This window comes from Ensifer sp. LC384, assembly GCF_001695865.1.
Lineage (GTDB): Bacteria > Pseudomonadota > Alphaproteobacteria > Rhizobiales > Rhizobiaceae > Ensifer.
Window position 1 is genome coordinate 1 of sequence record NZ_MBST01000037.1, and the last position, 26,037, is coordinate 26,037.

The following is a 26,037-nucleotide window of genomic DNA, read 5'->3' on the forward strand; positions in this document are numbered from 1 at the left end:
GGTGCTGCGCAGCCGAAATGGCTTCGCACCGCAACCCGCCGCTACCGCCGCAAATACCGCAACCAAAAACCGCTGGAGCGAACTCAAAACCGGATAAAACTTGGGGGCAAGGTCACCAGGCCGCTCTGCCGTCCATGCGGACAGCACGAAGCGGGCTCATCATCAACATAAGCTCGGTCTTGGGTTTCTCGCCTGCGCCGTTCATGGGGATCTACGCCAGCAGCAAGCATGCCCTTGAGGGGTTATCCGAATCCCTCGACCATGAAATTCGAGGTTTCAACGTCCGTGTGGTCTTGCTTGAACCTACGTTCACGAACACGAAGCTCGACGTAAATGCTGCGCATACGGAGGCGCCGTTGGGAGTTTATGAGGGTCAGACGAAAGCGACCCTCACGGCTGTCCAGGCTCAAATCAAGTCAGCGCCTTCCCCGCAGGTGGTAGCTGAAAAAATTCTGGCAGTGATCAACGGCCCCTACAAAATGCGTCAGCCGGTTGGCGGGCAAGCAACCCTTCTAAGCCGCCTGCGCAGGTTCATGCCAGCAAACGCGGTCGATGGCAGTCTTCGGAAATCATTTGGCCTCGGCAAGGTACGAACGTCGCAGGACCCGATTGGCCACGACTCGCGATCAGTACGGTGACTGTGGCTCGCCACATACATCTGAACACACCTCCATTGAAATCAAAAGGTTTTCAGACGCCGTCGCCACAAACTATTGAGCACATCGCCACATACGTGTGAGCAAACCAGGGTCCGTCGCCACATACGTCTGAGCAGTCTTAGCATGACAAGAAAAGCCACAACCAGAACGGTTGTTTTCGGCTTAAGCTACGCGTTATATCCTCGATAGTCGATAAGGGGGTGACGCATGAGTGAGAGCGCAATTGCGGACGAGATCGGGCGCATCGGAGAAAGCTTCTTTGATTTCATAACCAGCAAGACAAACCTCCTCATTGGAAAGATCGACCCTGACCGCATGGGTAAGGATCGTGTTGTCGAGGCAAAGCTCGCGCCGCGAAATGAGAAAATATCTTTCGACAATCGGTCCGCGCCGCTGGCATGTTCAATTCAAATTAAAACGGTCCTACGAACGACCAAGGTCGTGACACTGAGCCTTTCCGTTGCGGAACGACTTGCCAAAGATTCACAGCCTGCATTTATCTACATTGTGCGTCTGGACGAAAATCGCGAGGTCTTCGACGCAAGAGTCATTCACATATTCGATGGGAACCTGGCAAAAATTCTAAAGCGCTTGCGCAAAGAGTTCGCTGCCGGTGTCGAAAATCTTCACGACCGAAACATAACCTTCCAGATCAAAGATGCAAAAAGGATAGGTCTCAAGGGGAATGACCTGACGACCTTGCTGGAACATGAAATTGGTTCAGATATGGACCGATACGCGGAGACGAAATCCAAGCAAAGGGCTAACTTGGGTTACGAGAATGGACGGCCGATTAGGATCGATGGCAGTTTCGAGGCTGCGAAAATTGCCGATTTCGTTGACGGCCTCTTGGGATTACGCCCTCTATCTCTCGCGAAATTCACGGCTAGCGAAGAACGCTTTGGCATAGCTCTTCCATTTCAGCAATTTCCGAAATTCCAGCCTGGAACGCTGGCGCATTTCAATCCCAAACCGGTATCGAAGTGCACTCTTGTTATTGGCCCCCCTGGCGATGAAGACACAGTTGAAATTACCTGTGATGTCATTTTGCCGCCCATGAGCCCTATTCCATTTGAGCACCTCAAGGCATTGCTTAAATCGCCGTTCCTTGAGGCAACATTTTCGCAGAAGACTTTCAGCCTCCGAACGCTTCCTGAGTGGGCCATAGGCCAGCATCGATCACTAGATGATTGGATCGCATACAGCACGGCGCTTTTAACATTCACAAAGGGGAAGAATTGCCCCATTGCGGTGAGAACGGTAGCGGGCATCGAGCACCTTGGCATTGCCACTATGGATAGCCCCTTAGACGTGCAACAGGCGAAAACTCAGCTAAAGGTTTTAAGGGCTTTCAGGGAGATCAGGAAAGAGTCTGCAGCTCCAGCCATTCCGGTCAAGGCGGACGACATCCTCGACGCTTGGTCGGAAATACTTAGGGCGCAAAACTGTCTTTCAGGAACCATGCCGTCGGATTTCAGTTTTACGATCAGAGACCCCAAGGAAGCAATTCCGGAAGAAGTTGAGTTTTTGTTATTATCCGGGTTCTCGGTTGGCGATGAACATTACGCTTACGGCATAAAATGTCGGGTAAAGTCAGAGGAGACAGGGAGCGACTGGTTGGTTCGGCAGGTCAGCCCGTTCACATGGATGGATATCGCTCTATTGAATGATTTCGAGGCAGATTTCGTTCGCTATCGCAACCGTCTTCTCCGTTTAAGTGGTGTGGAGATGTGCCTTTCATCGATTGCATATGAAGAAGAACTTATGGATGCGTCCGATATCGCTGGATTGGGGAATGTCGACCTTAATAACTCGCCATAACTCGCCTTGACCATTCTGCACTCTGTGTCTTCCCAGTTCATCGGGGCGCTTTCGATATGAAGCCGAATGTGCTGCTAACGCGTATTTGCGCCATCGCCGCCATGAACAGCGGAGCAACCGCCATCAAGGCGTAGCCATTCTTCAATTGAACGCTGCGAACCGCCGCTGACACCGTTTTGACACCGAGGACCCTTTTTCGTTGTGGCTCCGCATTGAGGCATTCACACCTGCACGGGGGTAGTATCCTGGACGTCGTAAACCAACGTTGAGAAGCCAGACTTAAGTCGGTGATCCAGCAGTGCCTTCATGATTTGGGCACATGTCTCAGGCGTCACAATGATTCTTCCACCGTCGTCGAATTGGATAACCAGCCCATATTCGGCCTGGTTCGCCCTTAGCCGTTGCATGAATTCAGCATCGCGATAGTGACCCTTTTCTCGTATGGCACAGGCGCGTCTTAGCTGAATCTTGTTGTCTCCAACGTAGTTGACCAGGGGAGCAACGTCGACGAATGCAGCCAGGAATTCCTCTTCAGCCTGAAGCTCAACAAAGTCTTCTCGCTGGGTGCTCTTATAGCGCAGCACTGACTCGAACGCCCCTTTATTTCGAACCAGGATAGCGCCGTCGAACACGATGAAGTCAAACGTCTTGCTCAGCTCGAAATGCGGCCTATCATCGATGGCCAACTGTTGGTCCGCGAAGTAAAGGTTCCTGAAAGACGCTGCTTTTTTCGTCTTCCAACTGGGTTCTGTTTTGCGAACGGCAAAAGCGATCTGGTCGCCAACTATGAATTTCGCTACGTAGAATTTCGAGTTCAACAGGTGATTGACCTGAGAGGCCTTTTTCCCATCCAACTCGGCGGCGATCTCGTCTAGCAATAAGCCTGCGTGTGTCTCGTCGGCGGGAATTTGAAGGGCGCTGGCTTCATTGTTTTGGGCAAGCAAGCCATACTCGATTACCTCCTCAATCTTCGCGAGTTCAGCAGCAAGGGTTTCTTTCAGAGCGGTATCGACCTCATCTGTAGTATCCACCCACCGACCCGAAAAGTGGGGGGCTTCGGCTGCTGCTCCGGTCGGTCCCTTTATCGCCCACAACGTCACCTGGGCGTTCGCCAGATCAAGCGCCCTTAAATCCTCTAATGCTGGCATCAGTCGTCACCCTCTGCTGTCTTCAATTTAATGATTCTGACATCTTGAATGGTGGCGGCGCTGCACCGGGTATTGGCCTGTAAATCAGCCTTCGAAAGCGCCCAAGATGTAACGCGAACTTCGTTCTTGCCGGGATATGAAAACGTGACCTCGTAGAGCCGCCACCCGAACACAATGAGGAGTGGATTGAGGATCAACTGTCCTGATCTGTAGGTGATGATGAACATCCAGCCTAAAAAGATAAGAAGACCAACAAATTTTCCGGTGTCTTTGTATTCGAGGCTCATGAACGAAACGACGTAAGGAAGTGTATACGCCATCAATTCGGCCGGGATGTATTTTGCCTCTTGGATGTTTATTGGGGTTTTCGGCTTTACCGTTGATAAAACGCCCAATGAAAATAACAGGCAGATCAGGCAAAGGAAAAAAACGATAAGGGCAAGAGTCCCGTTTTGGAGAGGAATTACGCAGCTATCTGTGGCAAGGGGCCAGCATAAAGGTGCCGATAGCATTTCGTACCGGAAATCTTGGGCAAGCAGAATTAAGCTCAGCGGAAAATACGAGCCGATGAATACGATCAGTGATGCCAAGAACCTGAATTGCAACTTCTTGCCCTACCCCTTGCGCCAACATGCAACAAGATGGTTGTGAACGCGAGCAATAGTTGCTGATGCGCACAGCTTTCCCGCGCATCGCGTCGTCCGGCTGGAAGATTGCAAACGCGGAATGTCTTGCAGACTGCTTCTCGGCCTCGGATCAATGACGCTTCGGACTTTTGTCGGCAAGCGCCGATAAAACTTGCTCCAGCCGCGCCAACGACTGACTTTCGTCCGCAATTGGCATCTCAATCCGCTTGAACTCCGACGCCTGTCGCTTTCCTTCGAAGGCCAGAATCCCAGCGGTGGGATCAAAGGTCACGAAGAACGCAAACTTCCTTTTGCCGTTGGAGATGAGTTGTCCACTGACGGGAAGCTTCGAAGGAAACTGGAGATACGGCGGGAGTGTGCCGCCTAACTCCCGTACCTTCGACCAGAAGGCGTTGAATACCGGATCGTCGAACCGCGTGGGATCGTGCCGCAACTTAAAGACTGCGGCGAGGTCGCTGTAGCGATAGATGATGTTGACGGAGTGGCTTTCCCGTTTCGGTCGCCGGGCGAGCAATGGGTCAATATCGTTGTCAGCCATGATCTCGATAAGCTCATCGAGGCTGCCACCAAAATAGGGAAGGAACTCTCTCGCGTTTCGGTGATGCGTCGCAAAATCAAGGACAGAAGCCTTGTCCAGCCACGTACACGCACCGCTGCCGCGCGTTCCAAGATGCCCTTCCTCGGTAAGCCGAATGAGGGTTTCCCGGGTAATGTTGAGTTCCGTCTCGCTTTCAACCAACGACAACAATTCAGCGGGTCGTTTGATGATCCGGGTCGCGGCACGCGATGTTGCAGGCAAAGACTGCCCGGGCTCGCAAACAACCCCGATGCTTCTGAAGCCTGGCTTCCCCGGTGCTCCGGGCGCGATCTCATTTCGTCCTTGCAGAATAGATGTGGCCAGATGCCCCATGCGGACGCCGTTGTTCTTCGCGTACGTAAAAAAGGCGATTGAGGTCGCGTCGCTGTTCTTTTGGGCGCGGGCCGCCAAGGTACCCAGAATTGTTTCGAGGTCCGAGCGAAGGAAACGAAATCCTCCCGGACCGTTCGCCGTGACGTTTCGGAATTCACGGATGAAGCCAGCGTCGACAAGTGGTTGAACGTCTTGGGATGCCATGCCGAGGGCTGTCGCAACTTCCATTCGGGTCACCATCTGGCGGCAATGGAATTCGATGGCATCGGCCTCAGTCGGATCGAACTTTACTGGCGAACGGTACCAATCCCTCTCAGGAAGGAACCCGAGTGCGTCGGCCACGGCGGCAAGCCCTTTCCTGTTCACACCGATCCTCTCCGCGAGCGCAGTTAAGCCAATCTCTTCCTTGAGGAAATCGTCCGATCTCAACGGCTGGGAAGACGCGCGAGCTTCGAGTGCGAGCGCCTTACGGAAAGCCTTTTTGAGCAAGTCGGAGAGTTGGTCATCTTCCAAAACCTGCCGCTTCCGATTAGCCCACCCGAAAACGATGGTGTAGCCACGGGCATGCAGTTCTTCGGGAACGTTGGTCCGCACCCACCTCCTTAACGTTTCAACGAGACAAACCGCGTCGCGTCGCAAAGCTTGAAACGCGGTTTCGGTAGCGTCAGGGGTCGATGGAGGAATTTCGGTCGACCAAGGCGAGGAAATCAGCCTTCCAATAAGCTGGCAGAGGTCAATGACCGTCCCGAGGTCGCTTTCATCCAGCAACGGCGCTTCGATTGTGCGGTCAAAGCCCAAGCGGCCGATGATGTAGGCGGCCAACGTTTGGGTGTCATCAAATCTCGGCATAGGCCTGGAAAGGATGACGCCTCGGGGCGATGCATTCACGACCGGCCACCATCAGCGGATCGGATTTCCCTGTTCGTCCTGATCGTCAAGGCGGTGTCGGTGGTACGGGCACTCGGTGATGGCGGTGATGTCCCACCATGCCCGATGATGGGGACTTTCTTGCAGGCATCCAGGGCACCACCGTCTGGACGAAAATGAGAGGTCGGTGACGTTGAAGCGCTGGCCAGCCAGCCAAACGCCGTCGTCCCTCCGCAACGGAGTGGCGTTCCTCAGACGCTGCTTCCGCTCTTCGCTGAGGGGCAGCTTCAAAACAACGTCCATCAACTTCTCGGGGTTCATGGATCGGGTGTCTACGTCGATGCCGTCGCTGTAGCGTGTCACGCTGGAGTGGCCTTCAGCAGCGACCAGTCGCGCGTAGTAACCATGGCCGGGTTCGTCGCGGCCATTCTCAACGTTCCAGCGGCTGAAAGGAGTGGTGCGGATATCGAAAGCGATAGTCATGCGCCGACACCTTGCCCGAAAGGAACGTAGTTTTTGCCGGTCGGCAAACGATCCTTGGCCGCTTGTTCGAGATGCTCCCGCATGATGCACGCAGTCCCGTCGTTGATGGCTTCATATGCCGCCGCGATCACGATGTTCATGACCATGCCGATTGAGCCATCGGAAACCTCGTACAGATCGGCGATGTAGCGTTTGGACGCGAGATCAGACAGCGAGCGGAACGGAAGTCGCTGATCGACGCCGTGCAGGAAAACACGAAACTGCGTGCGGCCATGCTGCTCGGAGTCAAAGCCGCTAACCCGAAACCGGGGAAATCCGCCACGCCCGAGCATCTGAAGGTCGGTTTCCATCGACCGTTCGACAATGGAAGGCCCCACCAAAAGAATGTTGCAGGCGTTCACCTGGTCGAGAAGGTATTTGATCAAGGAGATGAAGACGGTTCGACGACGACCCGCAGTCCCGAGAAGGCAGTGCGCGTCATCGACAATGATGAGCTTCACTCCACAGTCGATAATTCTGCGGGCGGCTTTAGTGTTTAACGTCGATGTCGAAAGACGCGGAAGCGTCGGCATGCCGGTCGCGAGATAAATCTGCCGACCAAGTTCCAACGAGTCCCAGTCCAAACGGGCCTGAAGGTAGATCACTTCCTGCTCGAAACCATTGTCGGTAATCACGGGCGGGAACTGGCGTGCAAAGTTCTGGAGGATAAAGGTTTTCCCGGAGCGGTACTCGCCGATCAAACCACCCAACCAGCCCGTGTCAGCCGCCCCGCCCTCTACAGGACGATGAAAGCGCTCGATTTGCTTGGAAACAGTAAGGAACTGTTCGTAGGGGAAGAGCACGTTCTTCACCATTGCCTGCCGTTCGCTGGGGGACAAACGGGATGCGGACTCACGCTCCTCGTACGTAAGAAACGGCGTCGTGTGGAACTTTGGAAAGACCGTCATTTCGCTTCATCCTTGTCGTTGAAAAGCTTCGTGATGTCGTCATCGTCATGAGACAGATCGAGGTCGTACCTCTTCCCGTCATTCGATTCCGTAGGCGGCTTGTTAGGCGTGGCTTTCGGACTCGAACGAGGGCTCGTGTGGGGCTTTGACGACCGCTGCACGGATGGTGGCTGCACTGGTACCTGGGGCGCGGCCGGTGCCGATGTCGATGCGCTCGCCGCCAAATCCATATGGACCGACCCGGAAGGCGTATTGTGATCGATTTCCACAATCCGGCTGCGAATGTACTTTTTCGACGCTTTGGCGTGGAACCTTGCGAGTGCCTGACGTGTGCCTTTGCTATTTCGGGTGCGGTTGATCTCGATGAGGCGGCTTGAGAAAGCGTCCAGTGCACCTTCAAAGTCACGCGAGTCGCGGCCCAATTCACGATTGTATTCGGTGATCTTCTGGTGTTGATAGAGCCGGAGCCCCTTTGCATACCAGGCGTCGATGGGCTGCACGGGTACGGTCACAACGCGGTCGTTGTGGTGGTCGAGAATGTAAATCTCCCCGAGATCGGACGGATCGCGCCAAGCCTTGTAGGTGGTCGTGTTCACGCCAGAAACGGCTGTCTTGTTACGAGCGTCAGCTTGGACAACAAGCAGATCAGGATGGGTATAGATGAGGTTATCCCAACGGATGTTGCCATGGTGGATCGTGACTTCTGTGACGTTTCCAGAGGCACGAACGAGCACATCGGGATCAAACGGTCTTCTGTCCTTGGCCTTTTTGATGCCTTCGGCCCAAAGCTTGTTTGGCACGCCATCGAGCGTTCGGAGCATGCCGAGCCCACTGTGCGAACTGACGTGGTAGTCACCGCAGATGTAGTTGGTAAGGAACGCGTTCAGCTCCCCAAGGGTGATCTGCGGCACATCTTCGTTGACCTCCTCGAATTTCTGACGCTCGACAACGTTCGACATCGTCGCGCCAGGAAGGTTGTGGACGACATCTTGGTTGAGAATTCGGAAGAGACGTTCGACGGCACCCTTTTCCCAGGGGTGGCCGGGACGATATTCGACAAGCTGAATTCCCAATTGAGAGAGGGTCCAGCGAACGTGATCGTTGATCAGCGCCATGTCGTTGTCGACGCCAAGACGCAAGAAAGTGCCGTATTGTTTCCATTCGAGACCCGGATATTCAGACATATCCTTCGGCATGATCGCCATCTTCAGCGCTTCGAGAAACGCCTCAAAGGTCGCTCCCATGAAGCTGACCGCATAACCGAGGATTGACCCCGTCTTGCGGTCACGGAACGCGATAAGATGTGGGCGACCGTAGATGATTGGTCGTTCATCATCGATGACGGTGACATGGATGGGTGTAAAATCGACATCAACGATGTCCAGTGGGTGATCCGGCAACGCTTGCCGAATATAGATGTCGAAATGCTTCTTCGCGTAGGCCGAGCCGTGTCGCCACAACGTCCTTTGAAATTTGTCGATAGCTCCGAAGCGCCGCTGGATCGTGCGATTTGAAGGACGAACCAGTCGCCCCTTCTCGTCATACGTGACCGCATTGAGAGACGCGTTTTGCGGCTTCTTCAACTCGGCGATAAAAAGGGACTTAACGTTGCGCCAGTCGCCGGTTTTTAAGCGCCAAGCCTTTTCGACTGCATCAGCGAGAAGTTCTTCGATCCTATCGGAGAAGCGGTCCGATCTGTTTCCGGAGCTGGTCTTTGGCGCAACAGCCGTCAACAGGTCGAACGAGCCGTTGCAATACTGCTCGATCTTCAGCTTGATCGTGTTGTAACCGGGGGCGTTGCTGTCGCCTGTCAAGATAGCATGGTTGCGGACCGCAGCCTCGATCAGACCACGGCGAAGTGGCCGCTGAGCTGCTTCCGAAGCCTGCAAGCAGGCTTGGACATATCCCATATAACGCACCGCTTTAGCGTGAGCTGCTTCCGAGAGCTTGAAAGCGGTACCCGGCGCGTTGTCGTTTCGCCGACCGGCCCTATTCGGGCGCATACGGCGGTGCTTTTCCAGGAAGACCAGTTGAGAGCTGGTAAGATGGATAGAACTATTGCTGACGACATTGTCCATCGTGACGAAAGCCCCGAAGCGATCATCGACGGACCAGGAGCGAACGACATAATGGCCAACACGCAACCGATCTGCCGAGTACAAGTCGTAGCTCTCGCCAACTGCCATCACGTACGGCTGTTGATGCTGTGCCTCCTCAGCAGGCGGCAGATCGAGATCGATAACCGTCATCGCCAGTTTCAAGGCGTCCGGATTGAGGAAGGCGGTCGGGTTCTCACGGATCGACATCGCTCACCTCCTAAACAACCGGCTCGGAGAGGAGCGAGGCGTCACTGAAGGGTCGTGCAAGGTCGATACAGACCTCGCCCATCACCGCCATCTGCATGATCGCCGTGAAGACACGGTCTACCTCGTCCAGGTTCCGCACGAATACCGCAGCCTGTCCAGACAGGTCAGTTACTTCAAACCGAAGACCGCGCAGTTTCGCTTCCTTGCGCACGGCAGCGACGTTGGTCGGCATGTCCATCTGAGCAAGCACACGACGCACGACCATCAAAGCGTCATGATCTTTCACGCGGATATGCTGGTACATGATCTTGATGTTGGCGAAGCGGGGCTGGATGTGAAGCGTCCGCTCGTCGTGAACGGCGTAGTCGGCACCAAGTTCGCGACGCGCAACATCCTGCAAACGTTCGGTACGGTCCTTGATCCAACGCCGTTCCTGCTGGATCGCAAGAGGCTCGTAATCAATGTAGATGCGACGCCCATCTCGCAGTTCGACGCCAAGATCGAACGTGTGTTCGCGCATCTTGAACATCTCGCTGGTTTGGCTCGACGCATATTCGATACGGATCGGATACGGACGAATTCGTGCGACGACCGGATTGGTCTCCAGGTGGAGCATCCCGTCCAACATTAACGGCAAGCGCGTGCGAACATACCCGCCGTCCACCTTAAGGCTCGGCGCGATGCCAGGAAGCGCTGCATGCATTTTGCGACGCGGCGGTTCAAAGACGGGAACGCTACCAGGCTCGAATCCAGTTTTCATTTGCGGTCGCCTCCGCGTTCGCAGGCGGCGGAAGACTGCTCGATTAACTGCTTCAAAGCCACGAGAAGGTCGGCGGGCACGTCAAACCGCGCGAGGTCACCTACAGGGACAGCGGAAATCCGCTGAGAGAAAATCGATGCTGGATACTTCACAACATACTCCTTCGTCGGCGCGACGCGCGGTCGAGCCAAAAGCAATTCGGACTGATTTCGGAAGGCTTCAGTTCGTTATGCGCGATAGGAGATGGATGCGGACAAAGGCGTGCGAGCGCTGGCACTCGCACGAGCTGCAGCGCGGTCGGATGCTCTTCGAATTTTCCTTAGTAACGTTCATGGCCACCTAGTCCACAATGGTTGGTCCGGTGGGCGCTCGACCTGTCGTGGCCGAGCAAGAACTCAGCGCACGGACAGGCGGATCGCCCGTAGGTCCTTCGAAAGAGTTTGCGCTGCCGATTTCACGGTTTCGTTCTCCAAAACAAACGTGAGGCAACTTAGATCATGCAACTTAGGAGAGTCACGGCGAGCCTATTTTCATGGGTAATTCCTTGCGAATACCTGCCTCTTAATTCGAACGAATTCCTTTTCACGATGCTAAGGATTCGTCGGCCGGAGCGACCGCACGCTCAAAGGCGTCGATTTGCTCGGGCGTCACCTGTCCGCATTCCTCAAGCTCTTTTGCCACAAGATCGAGCACGTTCCGGTGTTTCTCCAGGAGGCCTTTTGCTCTTTGGAACTCCGTTTCCAGAATTTCATCGACCTTCTTTCTAAGGAGTTCGTCCTTCTGGAGGATTCCCTGCCAGTCCCGTTCTGGCGCATCTCGGTATCGGAGACGGTCCCCCATTCCGAAATTCGCTTCGACAAAGCAGGCAGCTTTTGTCGCTCGCTGGAGGTCATTTCCATCTCCTGTACCGGCACCATCTCCATGCCTACCGAAAACCACCTGTTCCGCTGCGATCCCGCCGAGGTACGTGCAGATTTCATTGAGGTAGGCTTGCCGGTCGCGAAACTCGACAGGCCGACGCCTCAAGATTGCTGCTCCCGCACGCTGTTCTTGGAGGCGGGGATTAAGTTGTCGTGTGATGAAGACACCCAAGAATTCGGCGTGGCCAACATGACGCGCGACAAGCGCATGCCCGGCTTCGTGGACGGCGACGGTTTGGCGATAAAACCCATCGATCAAGATCACTTCGGGCAACTGCGCCGCAATGTCGTCAAGTTGCAAATGCCGCCGCTGTTTGCGAGCGACTCGGCGACCATCCCGTGCAAGCTGCTCGATGTCGGCACCGGACATGCCTTCCATTCGCGGCCCCAATGCGGAAAGCTCCTGCATCGAAAGCTGCCCACCAAGGTGATGGGCAAGGATCGCAACGCGCTCTTCCTCGGTCGGCAAACCGATGACGAAATGCCTATCTAAACGTCCTGAGCGCCGTACCGCCGGATCAATCCGGGACGGATTATTGGTTGCACCGACAACGATGACGCCCTCACGACCGCTGATCCCGTCCAGGCACTCCAGCAATGAATTGACCACTTGGGTGGAATAAGAAGCATGGTCGTGGCTGAACGTGTCTCGGTCGCCGATTGAATCAAGCTCATCCAACATGATGATCGCCGGGGCCTTCTCGCGGGCCTCAGCAAAGTCCGCTCGCATGGCCTTGAGCAAATCACCAAGGTGGCCCTTTGCCTGCCATTGGGCAACCGACGTGGCGATGAAATGGCAATCGCAGGTGACCGCCAATGATCGAGCAAACTGTGTTTTGCCCACCCCTGGAGGCCCACTCAGGAGGAGCCCTCTGTCGACGTCTGCCCAATCGAGCTTACCGTCCCGCCATTCGGCGAGATCGCTTGCAAGCTGTAAACCCCAGACTTTCGCTTCACCATAACCAGGCAACTGTTCGAGTGGGGGCGCAGCAGTGGTCGGTCGCGCTTCCGCCGCTTTTGGAGCCCCTTCCGTCAACCGGCGGAGGCTTTCGTCAATCGGACGACCGATCCTTAATGCACTCCAAAGCAGTTGATGCGGGAACGAGAGAGCTTTTTCCGCTTGCTCATGTGAGACGTTAATATTGAGCACACAGCGGCAGGCGGCCTGAAGGTCCCTTGCTGAGATCGGCGGAATTTCAACGACCGCGTCGGCGGCTAATTCGATGACGGCAGGAACAAGCTCCTTAGCAGCGGTGATGACGGCAGCACGCCGCTTGTCCCGGCACTCGCTTTCGAATTGGCCGATTACCTTTGCGACCCTGTCTTTCGGATCGATGCACATGAGGCCAAGATCGCGGGTAAGATAATCCGCGTCACCCCCGTTGAGGAGCGAGGTGACCGATTTGACATAATCAATGACCGGTGTTCTCTCCGGTGCGATCAAGACGACGAGGCCTGGCCCCCCACTTGCGAACGCGGTCGCGGCTCTTACGGCTCGACCGACACAGCACTTTAAAGCGAACTCGTACGCAGAACTTTGTTTACGTTCGCCTTTGGCCTTTTCTTTCTTAGACATCAAAACCTACCTGCAGCGCGTTGCTGCGAAAACCATGGTTGCTGCCTCAGTTGCGTCGACGACGAACCTGAGATTCTGGACCGATCAGTTGCTCATCCAGGTCGATCACGATGAATCGTTGGAGCAGAAGCGATGCCAGGGACGGTATCGGGTGGTTCTGGAAGGCGGATAGGCACTCGGCCACTGTGAGGGAGCCGTGATCATCGAGAGCGGCGAGCAACCGAATGCGATCAGCCAGCGTCGCCTCGAATTTCGCGTACCTGAGGAGGTCACGCGCGTTTTTCAGGCGGATGGGCGGAAGTTCGGCTCGTTCGATGGCCCGGTAGTCGTAGCCTGCCCGACGAGCCGCGTCCGAGGCCCAGATTGGCGGTCGTTCCCCTGTTCGAGGGAGTGCATCGATGAGCACGATCCCTTCGTTTCGAACGACGGTGAGGTCGGGTCGATGATGAACCCCATCGTACTGAATGACTGTCGACTGACATGCCCACGAGATCACGTTTTCGTCGACGTCCAGGATGCAGGCAATGTCTCGCGCGAGCTGAGACCGGAAAACAGCCGGACCCTCACAGCGCACAGTATTGGTGGGAAAGTAGGAAACGGTCGTAGAGCGGACCGGTTTCGCGAGATGCGAAGTGTCCATCGGAGCCTCTCAGAATACGCAACAACTTGGGATCACCGCGTGTACGGCGTCATAGCTTGCATATCTGGAGGTCGATCTTGATCATGACAGGAACAAATAGAGAACAATTCGCCCTTTGTCAACGACCAAGTATGACGCTCCACGATGAAGCGTTGCATCTCTTGCGGGTACACCCGGGCGCTCTTACATCAACTGCTCGAATCTCAATGAGTCGGGGGACGCCGTGGGCGAGGCAAAGCGTAAGTCGGCAGAAGCGAGAAAATCGTTCCTTGCGGAGTTGGAAAAATGGTCGTTCCCGCCAACGGCATGGGAGGCGCGGACTGTCGCTGAGATCAGCCAGCTTCCCGTCGTCAAGGTCACCCGCTATCCCGACGAACACTTGGAATATATGCGGATGCCACCGCGCGAGTGCCACGCCAACGCTCGCTTCATGCAGGACAACGATCCGGACAATCAGTTGCGGCAGGTCACCGGCTGGTGGCCGCAAGACGGACAGTACGTCTTACACTCAGTCGTCGATCAACATGGCGAATACGTTTGCGTGACTCCCGCACCGATGTATGTCGGCCGCACGTTCGATTTCATACCGGACGAAAAGATCGAGTGGCGTGATGAAGGTGACTACCGCACGGCGTATCGGGACGGGATTGAGATCGGGCCTGGCGTTCGTGCCGACCCCGCGAAGACCCTTGCAGAACTCGAAGGTATGCGGCAGCGCCTGCTGTCCGGCATGAATCCGTACCAAGCAGTCAAGCGCTGACGGGCAATCGGGTGCTTCTCGGAGACATGGCGTCTTGATGATTAATCGACTCCACTGCATTATCGACTGAGACCTTAAGCCCCGGCAACGTGAGGAGCACCGGTATGCGGAGAGATAAACCCGGTTGGGTAACCCACCACTAGGAAGTACGTATGGGCCGAGCGGGCGCACCCAAGGCCCATCTATCAAAATGGAAACCAAGTCCGTGTGACCTCGCGCCGGTCATTTACAATGCTTTGGTGATGGGCACTTACAATACTTTGATGTTGCCTATTTTCTGAAGCCTGTTGGCAGCATCCTTCGGGCGTTTCATCGGACGCGGCTCTCGTCGGTTTCCGCCGTTCCCCTTTAAGTTCCGCATCTTGTCGTTCGAGCGAATCGCTCGTATGTTTCTCCTGCTCCCGGCAGGAGTACGCCGCCCGTCAGTTGCGAAGCTGTTGACAGCACTGCCTTCCAGAATGTCGAACCCGTTCATGTTTTTGTTCGGGCTCATGAAGTGGTGGACGGGTGACGCTTCGAACGGGTCCGGGAGAAAAACATGTCGACAGCAGACATTCGCCCTACCACGATTCCAGGCATCAAGCGCCTCGCGAAATCCATTTCTGTCCTCAAAGGCGTAACCCACACAATCGCGCTCGATAAAGCTGCTGTTGTCGCCGGTTACTCGAATTTTGCGCACGCCTTGCGAGTGCTACGGTCGTCTAAGGTTGCCGTTTCGCCTACGTTCTCAACGTTCATCAGCGTCTTCTGGCGAGACCCAAAGACCGACAAGCATGAAACAGAGATCATTGAGGCATCTCTACCCATGCCACTCGATGGGATCATTCCGGCACGGCAATACAAGAAGGCTCGTGGTCTCTGGAACTTCAAGCGGTGGGCCTCAGATTTCATCTACTGCCAGATAAACCCTGAGAGTGCGGACAACGCGGTCAGTATGGCGTGCCAAGCGGCTCGAACTTTGCAGTTTATGGCAGCTACTGGATTGAAACCGTCCTCTAAGAGCATGCCGTCTTCAATAGAAGGCAGGCGTATTCCTGGTCGGGATCACGTCAGTAGTTGGTTCGAACCGGCCACCAAAAGGTACATCTTCGCCGACGAACCCTATGCTGCATCGGCACAGAAGCAGCAACAAGAACGGGCCTCATGGGCAAAGCGTAACGGATGGCAGCTCGCGAAGCCTCGATGGGCAGGAATGTACTTCCCCGAGGGCGGCTGCGAGCTTTATCTCTTGTCCGATCCGAAAACTGGGATGCCCGTTGAGCCCCTCGTGACAGCGCTCGAAAAAGCTGCAGCGCCAATCGTGCCCGAAAACTGCAAGCGGATCGTACCGCCAGCTGGAGAATATTTCCGCTCCCCAGCCGAAATCCAGCAAGCAAAAGCAAAGGCGCTAAAGCCCAAGCAAGAGCGCAGGCCAAGGGGATCGGCCGCCACTGTCGAATACCAGATGGTCATGGGTTCTGGTCGACGTCCGAAAGCCAAGATGCCGGTGGAGAAGCATCGACGGGTTGGGACGTTGCTGAAAGATGTGTTGAGCGCTAACCGGCATCGGCTCGGAGTTGCCAATCGCCTCGGTTCGGTGAGGTCCGAACTCGACAACTGGGTCCAGCACGAACACGATGAGAAGTCGCTGTCGAACGAGGTCTTTTTTGATCTCTATTACCGCGAACGCAGCGAAGTGCCTGACGAAGAGTATGGTATCGCAGGCCGGGCACTTCATATCTCCCGACTGCAAGAAGCCCAGGCGATCATCGCCAAAGAGTATCCCGACTGCCAGCCGGTCCGTGCTCTTGCCAAAAAACTCGATCTTGCGATCAAGTCGCTGACCACCTGGTAATCGCGGAGACCGCTCGCCTCAAGTGATCGTCTTGAGGCGAGCGCTTGACCACGACGCCCGTGTGAACTGGTCTTCCGAGACCGCAATGTTCATGGAAAGTTCTCAATTCGTCTTCAGCCTATCGGTGAAAATGTTATTCTAATGCAATCACTGATTCGCGGAAGGACTAGCGAATGGCCAAGGTGAAGGAAGCATACTCAGGCAAGCTTTTTGTCCGTCAGTATAGCGATGCCGAGCTGCGTGATACGGTGCTTGTGACGGATGATCCCCACAGCTTGGGAAGCCTAGCCGAGAACCCGCCAGCCCGCGACCAGGATATGGAGTTTGTTGCACAGTACAGGTCAGGCGAGGTCGTTGTCTGCTCCTTTGGTCATAAACATCAGAAGGGGTTCGTGCTCAAGGATGGTAGCGGTCTTCACTATTTAATCGGCAAGGACTGTGCCGCAGAACACTACGGCCTCAACTGGGAAGCCTTTGCGAAAAGCGTATCCAAGAGCGTCGAACGGCAATCCAATTTGCGGTGGCTCGATGACATTTCCCGGAGGATGATAGAGGCGCGTGCAGATATCGAGGCTGTCATCACCTCACCCTCTGTTTCTGCATTCGATGAGCTTCGCCGCCAGGTACAGCATCTGCCGCCTGCTGTTCTCTCTTCCTTCCGGAATGCCTCCGGGTACCGGGACACTTGGATGACTGCTACCTATCTCGTGCGTGATCATAGGGCCGAACGCCTGATGAAAGAAAAGGCTTATGAGGAGTACGAAGCGAGCGTTCAACAGCGATGGCCATCTTCGGAACGCAATCGATTGAAGCGAGAGATGGTTGAATCTCAGAGCCGCAAAATCTGGGAGGAGACAACAAAATCTATCCTTCGCTGCCCAGCGCCAACGCTCTTTCGATCTAACTTCAAGATGGCTCCGCGTCTCCAGGCAATTGCCAACAATCTGCATTCACAAGCGATCACACTCTTGGGCACGCTTCGAGTGCCCCAACCGAGCGTCGCCGCAAGGAGTATGGCTGAGGCCGCAAAGAGCTTCGATGCCGTGCTGGCTGAGATCGAAGCAGCGGCTCTAATGTTTTCGCCAGGCGTGCTTGACCTCTTGACCGCGTTATTTGAAGGCGAGGAGTTTAAAGGCATAACGACGAGAAGGCTGTCTTACGGCATTTCTTTTTCAATGGCGCAAGGCGAAGAGTTCGCCTTGCGCCTGCCCAGAGGGTTGTTGCCGCTAGGCTTTAGCCTTTGTGAGCGCCTGCGTTTCGATGAGAGGCGATTCCAAGACTGATGACGGGCAGTTAGATAGAAGCGCGACGACTACATTTACCACCGACTATCGAGGCACCTCCGCCGCACGCGTCAATTTGGCCACTTGGCGCGGATTTGTGCGAGCATGCCAGTGTAAATTGTCTGCGGCCCGTGACACGTCACAGTCCTTTGACCATTGACCAAGTCAGATTGGTAAAAGGCGACCCCGACAGGCCTTCTGTCGCGCACCTGCTGTTGCTCAGCGTCAAGACACACTTGCCACAGACCTCCACCGCTCATCCCGCCAAAGCTCGTTGGTCGCTTCACCCCCGGGGCAAATCCGATATCTATGTCCAGGATATCCAATCCGTTGGCATTACCTTCGCGGAGGATCGTCGCGGCTGAGGCCATCGCTGTCATTCCCGTGAGTAGCGAGTTTGTCTCGGTATTCTCCGCTTTCTCCGTTCTCTCGGCCACCACGCCAATGAACAAATGAAAGCATGGCAAAGCCTGAAGTGAAGAAGGGGGGTCCGGTTGCGGCTTCTCAAGGTTGAAGAAGATGTTTTTCGACTTGAGCCAACCAAGCTCCTCGCCGTTGGGCAGCCGAAGGAAACCGATATCGGGTCCCGATGATCCAAATGGTAGCTCCCCGATCATCACGGTTTCCGCCGCCCGCATGTCGATCTTCATTTTTTGCGGTCGGTCCGGCCTGTTCGTAATCCTCATAAGACCGACCTCCTCATGGCGTGATAAAGCATCCAAAACGTGGGCGGCGGTTAAAATGCCGAAGATGGGACCAATCCTAACAAGGGTCCCAGTTCCGGCCGGATCGGCGTATTCCCCGCTGCCATGTCGCGGGATGTGAACGAATCCGACGGTCATATGGCTGATCATCGTAGTAAAGTTCTTCACAAGTTGCTCTTGATGGTCATCACTTGGAAACATTCGGCCCCCCCCCTCGTTGGAAGTCTTGGCATTCTCGCGCATCTTACGCGCCCAAAAGCAGAACCACACTGCAGTTTGGAGTTCCTGCGGGGGACTGGCCGGGTAACAAACGTCACTGACTAGCGTCAGGTCACGCACACCAACACGTTCGCGACCGGTCCTGCTCCGCGATAATCTGAGAGCAGGGAAATTGCGTCATCACGGAGCGCCGCGAGTGACTAGGTGTCGCTGGGAATCGGCTCTTGCTCCGACGATAGTGCCCCAGCCGGTAACCCAGTGCAGCGACTAACGGGCATCTCATTCACCCCGCCGATCCGGTGACGAAAGTTTGATCCTGCCCTCGGCAAGGTCTCGGTCGCCCGCCCACGCAACAATGGTCCGCAATTTAGCGTTGCCTTAATAGAGATAGGATAAGAACGAACTCATTGTTGTCCGGGATATCGATGTAACCATTGTGATCGGAACGCGTCTTCATCTCAAATATAATCGACGTGAGGCAGAGAAGCGCTTTGCCCGGGTCTATACGACGGCCCCAGGCAACTTATGCATTTATTGCGGTATGCCGAATGATGGCAAATTCGACCACCAACCGCCGGTCTACATTCTTCACCGGTTTGCTAACGGTGGTCTCGTTACCAAGAAGCAGATTCAGGAGAATTTCGGCCAGTGTAAGCTCGTCCCGTGTTGCACGATTTGTAACATGGGGCTCGGTGCCTACCATGGCTTGAGCGATGCGGAGCGGCGAGCCGAAATCGTGCACTGGTTTCTCGAAGATGAGCGATTTCCTGAAGACAAAATTGTACTCGCTCTCGGATGTCGGCTCATCGAGGAGCGATTACAGGGAAAGCGCGGCAACGAGATTTATGAATTCCCAGGTGTTGGTCGCATCATTTATACGAATGCCTTGACGGGCTTTATTGAAGGCGACTTTCGGACACCCGAGGATTTTCCAGATTGGTTAAGGCTTGCGCAATCAGAACTCGCGGATTGGCTTCGAGCAGGGCCCAAGCGCAAGGCTCGATATTTTCTCGATATGGCAAACTTGGAAAGCTACGAACTCCTGCCGCACGCCAGAAGTGATCCTCGCGGTCAGTTCGAATAGATGTTTGGCGGCGACCAGCTCCTGCGCCGCCTGGCGGGAGCGGACGTGGTTGACAATCTGCTTAACCCAATTACCTTTGGTTTAGCGGAGGCAAGACGATTAGCTTGCCTGGGGTTGGTTGAAGACCCGTCAGCGAGTGCCCATTAAAGTGCTCGTACCGTCAAAAGACTGCGGAGTGACGCTTTTAGGCGTCGTCTTGTGCGAGGACTACCTCCCAACTGAGGGGCGGCTCTTAAGTCGCTGCACGTCCGCTTCAGCAATGAAGCAAAGGACGTGGACTCGTGAAATCAAACAACAGACTACAAAATCTCAGACGCTTGGCAGCCGAGCAGCAATGCTGGCACTGCTACTATTGCGGGCTGCCTATGTGGGAGACTGATCCGAAAATCTTCGGCGCTCACTTTCGAATATCAGACCGGGCCGTCTGGCTCTTCCGGTGCACCGCAGAGCATTTGGTGGCTCGATGTGACGGAGGGCTCGATACTGAGGAGAATATCGTTGCTGCCTGTTGGTTTTGCAACAGAAGTCGCCACCGGTCGAAGCGGCCAAAAGATGCCGTATCCTACAAGAAATATGTCCGATCACGGATGAAGCAAGGTCGGTGGCACCGTATTGTGTTGAAGCAGAGCCCGGCGGAAACACCGCGTTCCCAAGCTTCAGCCATCAATAGGCCACCAAGCAACTCTCATGCAACTCTCATGGCATGCTCGGCGGCGCGATGAATTGGTAGTAAGCCCACACCAGGACTAACCCTGCTATCACGGCAAGCCAGGTAAGCGCCTTCCGCCGCACTGGACTGAGCGCTCTTGGCTCCTGCTTTGATTTCCGCCGTTCAAATTTAATGATGTTGTCGTCGCTCATGTGGTCCCTCTACTCAGCGGTGGACCTAATAGCACACTTGTTGCTGGCTCGTTCGAAACAAATACATTAACAAAATCGTATCCCGAAAAGGAGCACCGCGTGACCCAGGTATCAGAGGCCGAAGTTGCGGCCCGATGGAACGACAATGCCGATCAATGGGCACATGATGTTCGACACGGTTACGACACCTAACGGATGCCGTTTGCCCACACTGCTGCGATACGGCGAACTTCAAGGTTGAAGCGCCCAAGTCCATCCTTGCGATACTCGGTTATTGCTAGCGATCTGGCCCCAGATGCCCTACCCGATGGACAAGCCTTTGGCATCTCGCCCAAAGCCCCGCGCTTACAGGCCAGGAACCTGGCCGCGATGCGATTGCCTAAGTTGTAAAGCGTGCGTCGACTGTCGGCACCGCCAGGCCGCAGACGAGCGTCGGGTCGACACGTAGACCGCAAGATTCGATCATACGGCGCGAGACCGTGTTGTCGGCATGCACGAACTCGACGACTGCATTCGCGCCCAGGCGTTCAACCGCCGCCATGATCGCCATCGCGTTGATGGAACGGCCGAGGCCGCGTCCACGCGCCAGCGCCGCCACCGTGATTAGCCCCACCCACGCGGTGCCTCGATGTCTGCTGTGCGAATTGAAGGCCATGTTCGCATGTGCCGTTGCGTTGATGTGCCCGTCGGCGTCGGCGAACGCGAGCGTGGCTGCGGGCACCACCTGACCGATCAGCATCGCGCCGGAGAACGGCGCGATCCCATTCTCGGCCATGCAGGTTTGAATAAGCCTGATCGCCTCTTCCTCGGAGTGATCGGTCAGGTCGACGCGTGTCAGGCCATCCGGCAGATCAGTTTCCAAAATTGAAGTGCAGGCGGCGATTGCCGTATCTCGATCAGCGCTAAAGACGCTCCACAGGTCCATCCGATAGGACGATCCCAGCTTCTCTCGGATTTCGTCGATCCGAGTGGTCGGCATCATGCGAAAGCCGAATACACCGTCACTCGCGAGGCGGTCTTCGACGAAGGCCCAGTCGATGCGGTCGATATCATCGACGGAGAAGAACCTTCCCGCCTGTACAAGGCCGGGCGTGGCCGCAATCATCGATTGCGCCTCATCACACTGCCGCTGAAGACGTTGCTGCTTCTCAGTGCCGTAGTAGTTCATTGCCCCCTCGCATTGGTCTGATCGGCCGTCTAATAGCTACGGCCGTGTTGTCGGGATTCTGCGGGCACATGCTTACTGTATTCAGTCGGAGCGAGCGGTCGGAGGCATTGGCGCGTTCCCATTCGAACCGCAGCGGCGTCTAAGCCTAGCAGAGACGATCCCGTTGCAGTAGATGTTTACCGCTCGCCGCGAAGGCGGGTTCACATGGAGCGTCTCAGGACATCTATCGCTTGAGCAACCGATGCCCCCTGGATTGGAGGCGGTTCCGCCCTTTCGCAAAACTCCCTCCAGACGAACAAGGTTAGCTCCGCGCCGTCGGTCCCTTTGCTATCGGGGGAGCCCGCAAAAGATTCAAGCGACCGATATCGCTCATCTTCCCAAAACAGTTTTTCCACCCAATCGTAGATGGGTATCACATGGAAGTGGATTGAGTATCCGGGCTCGTGACCGTACCGGCCGATATAGACACGTTGTGCCTTCAACTGTTCCTGCAGGCAGTGCTGAGCTTTTGCCATCAGCAGGCCTAGTTCTGCCAGCGCTTCGACCGACAGAGTGGAAAGCTCATTGGTGAAGGTCTTGGAACTGATCATCAGATAACCCGGCAGAGCCGAGTTCATCCGATGATTGACGAGCCAGTTTTCGGTCTCGAATACATGGAAGTGTCGGGGAATATCCAAATTCAAAAATCCATTGTTGGACTGAGTCCGCTTCTGAAAAACGAAGGCGCAGACATCCGGCAATTAGTATTGCTTTCTATCCATGCTTCGAGGATCGTTCACAATCTTCTCTCGATAAATGTCGCCCAACCGAGCCTGCTTCCGCCATGGACGAGCCTTTTGTAGCGGGATGTCATACGCCGGATTATCTCGGTCCAGCACTGCCGCCACATAGCAGGAGGTGGTTGAGGCAACGCAAAGTGCCGACCATTTGCCGTCAGGGCCGATGATGCCCGCAGGTCCCTTCGGTGCTTTTTGCGCAGGGGTGGCGGCGCTGATCCACAAGCAGTTCAAGCCCGCATGTGCCCGCAACGCGATCTGAAAGTGTTCTGGAATCCCGTAGGAGGAGAAGAGCACGACATCGGCCGCGAGACGTTCGTATTCGCTGAACACTTCGGGGAACTGGGATTCCATGCAGACGGCACAACCGAAACGGTAGCCGTCAGCTTCGAAGACTATCGGATCGGTGCCGGGGGTGTACCAGTCGTTGACCTCGCTGTTCGACAGGAACCGCTTGTCGTATCTGGTGAGCAACTCGCCAGCTGCCGAGAAAATGTAGAGGCTGTTGTGAGGACGGCCTGTCGCCGACAGCATGTGCGCCCCGCCGACGACGGCGAAGATGCCAAGCTTTCCGCAAAGATTGGCGATACTCCGCAACTCAGCTTCCTGGGTGCGCCAGTCAAAAGACAGCCAGTCATCGGGATCAGTTATCTGCGCCTTGGAGTATCCTGAAAGAGCGCCCTCGCAGAAACTAACCAGCCTCACGCCCTCTGAAGCCGCATCCGAGAGTATCTGTCTGATGGTATCTGCGTTTTCGGATAAGTCCTTTGACACGACAGTCTGGGCAGCGGCAATCTTCACAATCTATTCCTTCTTAAATCATCGGCATCATTGAAACGACCCTGCCTGAATACCTTTTGACACCTCGATTATATTCTCGATCCTGGCTACGACGTTCTCTAGGGAACTTGTGTTCTCAACGATTTCGCCCAAGGCGTGCAGATTGCGATTCAGCGAGTCATATGTCTGAAGGACGCGGTCTCCGAGGGGTTCTCTTCCGGGACGAGTGGCCTCTCGATAAAGGACAGTATCGAGGGGTGCCCAGATTGTGAAAAAATAAACTGGTGTCGCGGCAGGTAAGAACCGGCAAAAGCACTCCATCGCGTCGCGGGTTTCAAAGATGTAATCAAACAGAACTCGTCTGGCTCCCATTGCGATATAGTCGGAAATCAACGACGCACTGGCGCGATATGTCGATTTCGGTCCAAGGTAGTCTTTTGCATCGGCGGGACCGAAAGAACGGACTGAGTCGCCGGAAACATTGATGGAGCCGGGATACAAGCTTGCCAAGTACCCGCTGATAGTGCTCTTGCCGACACCAGCAGGGCCGTTAATTACGACTACATGCGTCACTGATGTTTCCCTCCGGCTGGCAGGCGCTACACCTCCAAGGCTGCTTCATTAACAAGCCTCTAGCAAGCGAACCTTGTCGGGATTCGAACAAAAAGGGACCTCGTGGCATTTGCTTCCGAGTGGTCCAACCCCTTGGAAAGGGCACCTTCCAGCAGAGCCTACACACACGAATTAATACTATATCTAGTGTTTGCAGCCACGATCCCTACACGATAATTGGAACCGATGCTCACCGATGTGACGAGGCTGCACATGGAGTTCATATGGAAGAAGGGGGTGGGATTTAAGGTCACCATTGCGCCGAGATTTGCGCTCGTCCTGTCCAGCCTGATTCTGGCTTTGCAAGCGCCCGATTATTTGCCGCGCTGGTTTTCGATCCTGCGTGCGGCATTGGCGGGCTAGTCCTCTTACGGAAGGAGGCTACCTAAACCGCCGGGAGCAGTGGAACGGCTTGCTCGGCCGAAACATCTTCAACGTCAATGCTGCCTGACGATCTCTCGGTTGCGCAGATAAATCGCAACGCTCCCTCTGTCTCAATGACGGCCGCCGTCAGCCTGCCGCTAAAATATGCGCCAGTGTCAATCCCGATCCGGTTGGGATGAACTTCCGGAAAGTTCGACTCCGTCGGCGTATGACCGTGAACGATGACCTTTTCGAAGTGCCCCTCGAAATCGAGAAACTCCTCCCTGATCCATCGCAGATCACGAGGGTCCTGATCATCCAGAGCGACGCCGGGCCTGACTCCCGCGTGGACGAAGCAGAAATTTTCGGCGACGACCTTGTCGACCGCCGCGTTCAGCAGCTCGCGATGGTGGTCAAAATGTTCCTGCAGAGCATCATTGATGTCGTCGAGCCGTCGCGGCCGGTCAGGAAGGTAGGAGTCTATGGTCTCCATTCCACCGAGTTGTGTAAGCCAGTTTGTGGCCATTTCGTCGGTGTAGGTGCCGTTCAGGAACGCTCTGAAGAAAGCGTCATGGTTGCCAAGGATCAGAGTCGACCTCGGAAAGTCGGTGATCGTCTTCTGGACTAGGTCCATTGCCTGACGACTTTCCGGTCCACGGTCGATGATGTCGCCGAGAAAGATGATGACCGGCTCGACATCGGCGGCTCCTGCGTCCTGCACAATTGCGTCCAAAAGGACCCTGAGCAGGTCAGCTCGACCGTGTACATCACCGATTGCGTATCGCAGCTGCATCTTTCATCTCGACCGCTTCATACATAGTCACCGAGGAACTCGTCGCGGAGTTTCTCGGTTGCACGATTTCCTGGAAAGCTCGTTGCCGACAAAGAAGGAAACGAGCAATGCGATACCCTCATCCGTGCCGAACAGTCAACTTCCACGGGATTTCGCACAACCGATTGGACGCCGTCGAAGACACCTGGAAGCAATCCCTGGCAAATTCTTCCCTGCGTAGAACTTCTCGGCAGGAGAGCATTGTAAAGAGCTGGGCGCTGTCAAAGGAATTTGCGGGCATGACGGAGGACGAGCGGACCGAGCGGCTCCAGACGCTGACCTTGTTGAGACCGTTGGCGGAAGACGTCATGCTAACCCCGGGGCGTATTGTCGATGCGTCTGCTTTGATTAAGCAGTTGCCGCCAAGTGGATGGGAGGGCATTCGCCTACAAGAATTATCGGTGCCGTTCGACGAGGTCTTCATCTGCTTTGGTAAGCACAAGAGCCTGACTATCGACGTGGCAGAAGGCCTGTATTTCGAGGGCGCGTACGTCAAAAAGTCGAACCGATACGGGAGGTGGAGCTTCGACGTAATTCTGGTCGGTAATGACCCCGACTTCGCTACTGTCGATGATCGTTCCCTTGGAGAGACGTTGAGGAGCCTGACCCGATATTACCACCTGCTGATCCCGGGCGACCGACCCCTGCTTTCCGCCGTGCGCGGAGTATCGCCGGGATGCGACGGTTCCGTGCTCGGCGACAGGTCTGCCGTCGTTGCGGGAGTAACCATGGCGGCTAGGGTCGTCACGCACCTTGCTGGCCAACACGTCGACGCGGAAATGGGTTACCCGGCGGGTGCTCCGAAAGGCATGGTTGAGAAGGCTCGGTTGGACCCGTGGGTCCAACAGGACCTCAACTGGCGCGGCTATCCCAGGATGGTTTTCCTCGGCCGGAATACGGAAGCTGTCTCTCTGGCACCCCACCGCGACGATCCTGAAACGGCGCTCTCATTCCACCCGGCGATTTAACCTGGTGTAGATTTAGTAACGCGCCGTCCACAGTGCGACAAAGCATTCGTGTTGCTTTGAATCCAAAAGCGCTAATAGTTCTTCCTCAACTCTATGTTGATCTGCGAGT

General features: G+C 55.4%; 23 protein-coding genes and 1 pseudogene. 8 read left to right on the plus strand and 16 right to left on the minus strand.

Annotated elements, in window-relative coordinates; all coding sequences use genetic code 11:
* Positions 1–116: 116 nt before the first annotated feature.
* Together BC363_RS23955 and BC363_RS23960 are read left to right on the plus strand one after the other, a co-directional pair.
* A pseudogene (locus tag BC363_RS23955) lies at positions 117–638 on the plus strand (SDR family NAD(P)-dependent oxidoreductase); the annotation flags it as partial.
* Positions 639–866: 228 nt separating this feature from the next.
* Positions 867–2,480 carry a hypothetical protein gene (locus BC363_RS23960; protein ID WP_065785435.1) on the plus strand — a complete coding sequence of 538 codons (1,614 nt, stop codon included), beginning with the start codon at positions 867–869 and terminating at the stop codon, positions 2,478–2,480.
* A 221-nt stretch (positions 2,481–2,701) separates the two neighbouring features.
* Here BC363_RS23960 and BC363_RS23965 read toward each other — a convergent pair whose 3' ends face one another.
* From BC363_RS23965 to BC363_RS24010, 9 genes are all read right to left on the minus strand, one after another.
* Entirely contained in the window at positions 2,702–3,628 is a 927-nt protein-coding gene (locus BC363_RS23965) for a Kiwa anti-phage protein KwaB-like domain-containing protein (protein WP_065785436.1), read from the minus strand.
* The gene (locus BC363_RS23970) at positions 3,628–4,218 is read right to left on the minus strand and encodes a hypothetical protein (protein ID WP_141690410.1); all 591 of its coding nucleotides are present in this window, start codon (positions 4,216–4,218) and stop codon (positions 3,628–3,630) included. Before BC363_RS23970 ends, BC363_RS23965 begins: the two co-directional genes overlap by 1 nt.
* A 166-nt stretch (positions 4,219–4,384) precedes the next feature.
* Positions 4,385–6,007 carry a hypothetical protein gene (locus BC363_RS23975; protein WP_141690411.1) on the minus strand — a complete coding sequence of 541 codons (1,623 nt, stop codon included), beginning with the start codon at positions 6,005–6,007 and terminating at the stop codon, positions 4,385–4,387.
* 78 nt (positions 6,008–6,085) lie between these two features.
* Positions 6,086–6,535: a TniQ family protein gene (locus BC363_RS23980; RefSeq protein WP_065785439.1), complete on the minus strand. Its 450-nt coding sequence runs from the start codon at positions 6,533–6,535 to the stop codon at positions 6,086–6,088.
* Positions 6,532–7,482 carry a TniB family NTP-binding protein gene (locus BC363_RS23985; protein ID WP_065785440.1) on the minus strand — a complete coding sequence of 317 codons (951 nt, stop codon included), beginning with the start codon at positions 7,480–7,482 and terminating at the stop codon, positions 6,532–6,534. Before BC363_RS23985 ends, BC363_RS23980 begins: the two co-directional genes overlap by 4 nt.
* Positions 7,479–9,788, minus strand: coding sequence for a DDE-type integrase/transposase/recombinase (locus BC363_RS23990; protein WP_065785441.1), 2,310 nt, complete (start codon positions 9,786–9,788; stop codon positions 7,479–7,481). Before BC363_RS23990 ends, BC363_RS23985 begins: the two co-directional genes overlap by 4 nt.
* Positions 9,789–9,798: 10 nt before the next feature.
* Positions 9,799–10,548, minus strand: coding sequence for a hypothetical protein (locus BC363_RS23995; RefSeq protein WP_065785442.1), 750 nt, complete (start codon positions 10,546–10,548; stop codon positions 9,799–9,801).
* A 582-nt stretch (positions 10,549–11,130) separates the two neighbouring features.
* The gene (locus BC363_RS24005; RefSeq protein WP_065785443.1) at positions 11,131–13,044 is read right to left on the minus strand and encodes an AAA family ATPase; all 1,914 of its coding nucleotides are present in this window, start codon (positions 13,042–13,044) and stop codon (positions 11,131–11,133) included.
* Between the two features lie 46 nt (positions 13,045–13,090).
* Entirely contained in the window at positions 13,091–13,684 is a 594-nt protein-coding gene (locus BC363_RS24010) for a hypothetical protein (protein ID WP_065785444.1), read from the minus strand.
* A gap of 223 nt (positions 13,685–13,907) precedes the next feature.
* Here BC363_RS24010 and BC363_RS24015 point away from each other — a divergent pair, with 223 nt between their 5' ends.
* The 3 genes from BC363_RS24015 to BC363_RS24030 all read left to right on the plus strand — a co-directional run bounded on the left by BC363_RS24015 (position 13,908) and on the right by BC363_RS24030 (position 17,561).
* On the plus strand, positions 13,908–14,444 hold the full coding sequence (locus BC363_RS24015) for a hypothetical protein (protein ID WP_141690412.1): 537 nt from the start codon (positions 13,908–13,910) through the stop codon (positions 14,442–14,444).
* A gap of 538 nt (positions 14,445–14,982) precedes the next feature.
* Entirely contained in the window at positions 14,983–16,278 is a 1,296-nt protein-coding gene (locus BC363_RS36060) for a DUF5623 domain-containing protein (protein ID WP_065785447.1), read from the plus strand.
* A gap of 173 nt (positions 16,279–16,451) precedes the next feature.
* A complete protein-coding gene (locus BC363_RS24030; protein ID WP_065785448.1) occupies positions 16,452–17,561 on the plus strand; it encodes a hypothetical protein in 1,110 nt (369 codons plus the stop codon).
* Between the two features lie 71 nt (positions 17,562–17,632).
* Here BC363_RS24030 and BC363_RS24035 read toward each other — a convergent pair whose 3' ends face one another.
* Positions 17,633–18,508 (minus strand): hypothetical protein, encoded by an 876-nt coding sequence (locus BC363_RS24035; RefSeq protein ID WP_065785449.1) that lies wholly within the window; start codon positions 18,506–18,508, stop codon positions 17,633–17,635.
* 412 nt (positions 18,509–18,920) lie between these two features.
* Between BC363_RS24035 and BC363_RS24040 the strand changes: the two genes are divergently transcribed.
* Positions 18,921–19,568, plus strand: coding sequence for a hypothetical protein (locus BC363_RS24040; RefSeq protein WP_141690413.1), 648 nt, complete (start codon positions 18,921–18,923; stop codon positions 19,566–19,568).
* 696 nt (positions 19,569–20,264) lie between these two features.
* Here BC363_RS24040 and BC363_RS35600 read toward each other — a convergent pair.
* From BC363_RS35600 to BC363_RS24060, 5 genes are all read right to left on the minus strand, one after another.
* A complete protein-coding gene (locus BC363_RS35600; RefSeq protein ID WP_141690414.1) occupies positions 20,265–20,429 on the minus strand; it encodes a hypothetical protein in 165 nt (54 codons plus the stop codon).
* Positions 20,430–20,808: 379 nt separating this feature from the next.
* Positions 20,809–21,597, minus strand: coding sequence for a GNAT family N-acetyltransferase (locus BC363_RS24045; RefSeq protein WP_065785451.1), 789 nt, complete (start codon positions 21,595–21,597; stop codon positions 20,809–20,811).
* 200 nt (positions 21,598–21,797) lie between these two features.
* Positions 21,798–22,274: an HIT family protein gene (locus tag BC363_RS24050; RefSeq protein WP_065785463.1), complete on the minus strand. Its 477-nt coding sequence runs from the start codon at positions 22,272–22,274 to the stop codon at positions 21,798–21,800.
* Positions 22,275–22,337: 63 nt separating this feature from the next.
* Positions 22,338–23,174, minus strand: coding sequence for a carbon-nitrogen hydrolase family protein (locus tag BC363_RS24055; RefSeq protein WP_065785452.1), 837 nt, complete (start codon positions 23,172–23,174; stop codon positions 22,338–22,340).
* Between the two features lie 27 nt (positions 23,175–23,201).
* Positions 23,202–23,726 carry a hypothetical protein gene (locus tag BC363_RS24060; RefSeq protein WP_065785453.1) on the minus strand — a complete coding sequence of 175 codons (525 nt, stop codon included), beginning with the start codon at positions 23,724–23,726 and terminating at the stop codon, positions 23,202–23,204.
* 225 nt (positions 23,727–23,951) lie between these two features.
* Here BC363_RS24060 and BC363_RS35605 point away from each other — a divergent pair, with 225 nt between their 5' ends.
* Positions 23,952–24,128 (plus strand): hypothetical protein, encoded by a 177-nt coding sequence (locus BC363_RS35605; RefSeq protein WP_210183664.1) that lies wholly within the window; start codon positions 23,952–23,954, stop codon positions 24,126–24,128.
* Between the two features lie 22 nt (positions 24,129–24,150).
* On the opposite strand, the gene BC363_RS24065 is transcribed toward BC363_RS35605, so the two are convergent.
* The gene (locus tag BC363_RS24065; RefSeq protein WP_065785454.1) at positions 24,151–24,921 is read right to left on the minus strand and encodes a metallophosphoesterase; all 771 of its coding nucleotides are present in this window, start codon (positions 24,919–24,921) and stop codon (positions 24,151–24,153) included.
* Between the two features lie 278 nt (positions 24,922–25,199).
* Between BC363_RS24065 and BC363_RS24070 the strand changes: the two genes are divergently transcribed.
* Positions 25,200–25,928 carry a hypothetical protein gene (locus tag BC363_RS24070; protein WP_141690415.1) on the plus strand — a complete coding sequence of 243 codons (729 nt, stop codon included), beginning with the start codon at positions 25,200–25,202 and terminating at the stop codon, positions 25,926–25,928.
* Positions 25,929–26,037: the final 109 nt, after the last annotated feature.

What these genes read in the sequence shown, in the direction of transcription:
- BC363_RS23960 (WP_065785435.1), top strand. Translation starts at nt 867, where the DNA reads ATGAGTGAGAGCGCAATTGCGGACGAGATCGGGCGCATCGGAGAAAGC.
- BC363_RS23965 (WP_065785436.1), bottom strand. Translation starts at nt 3,628, where the DNA reads ATGCCAGCATTAGAGGATTTAAGGGCGCTTGATCTGGCGAACGCCCAG.
- BC363_RS23980 (WP_065785439.1), bottom strand. Translation starts at nt 6,535, where the DNA reads ATGACTATCGCTTTCGATATCCGCACCACTCCTTTCAGCCGCTGGAAC.
- BC363_RS23985 (WP_065785440.1), bottom strand. Translation starts at nt 7,482, where the DNA reads ATGACGGTCTTTCCAAAGTTCCACACGACGCCGTTTCTTACGTACGAG.
- BC363_RS23990 (WP_065785441.1), bottom strand. Translation starts at nt 9,788, where the DNA reads ATGTCGATCCGTGAGAACCCGACCGCCTTCCTCAATCCGGACGCCTTG.
- BC363_RS23995 (WP_065785442.1), bottom strand. Translation starts at nt 10,548, where the DNA reads ATGAAAACTGGATTCGAGCCTGGTAGCGTTCCCGTCTTTGAACCGCCG.
- BC363_RS24005 (WP_065785443.1), bottom strand. Translation starts at nt 13,044, where the DNA reads ATGTCTAAGAAAGAAAAGGCCAAAGGCGAACGTAAACAAAGTTCTGCG.
- BC363_RS24010 (WP_065785444.1), bottom strand. Translation starts at nt 13,684, where the DNA reads ATGGACACTTCGCATCTCGCGAAACCGGTCCGCTCTACGACCGTTTCC.
- BC363_RS36060 (WP_065785447.1), top strand. Translation starts at nt 14,983, where the DNA reads ATGTCGACAGCAGACATTCGCCCTACCACGATTCCAGGCATCAAGCGC.
- BC363_RS24030 (WP_065785448.1), top strand. Translation starts at nt 16,452, where the DNA reads ATGGCCAAGGTGAAGGAAGCATACTCAGGCAAGCTTTTTGTCCGTCAG.
- BC363_RS24035 (WP_065785449.1), bottom strand. Translation starts at nt 18,508, where the DNA reads ATGCGCGAGAATGCCAAGACTTCCAACGAGGGGGGGGGCCGAATGTTT.
- BC363_RS35600 (WP_141690414.1), bottom strand. Translation starts at nt 20,429, where the DNA reads ATGAGCGACGACAACATCATTAAATTTGAACGGCGGAAATCAAAGCAG.
- BC363_RS24045 (WP_065785451.1), bottom strand. Translation starts at nt 21,597, where the DNA reads ATGAACTACTACGGCACTGAGAAGCAGCAACGTCTTCAGCGGCAGTGT.
- BC363_RS35605 (WP_210183664.1), top strand. Translation starts at nt 23,952, where the DNA reads ATGCTCACCGATGTGACGAGGCTGCACATGGAGTTCATATGGAAGAAG.
- BC363_RS24065 (WP_065785454.1), bottom strand. Translation starts at nt 24,921, where the DNA reads ATGCAGCTGCGATACGCAATCGGTGATGTACACGGTCGAGCTGACCTG.
- BC363_RS24070 (WP_141690415.1), top strand. Translation starts at nt 25,200, where the DNA reads ATGACGGAGGACGAGCGGACCGAGCGGCTCCAGACGCTGACCTTGTTG.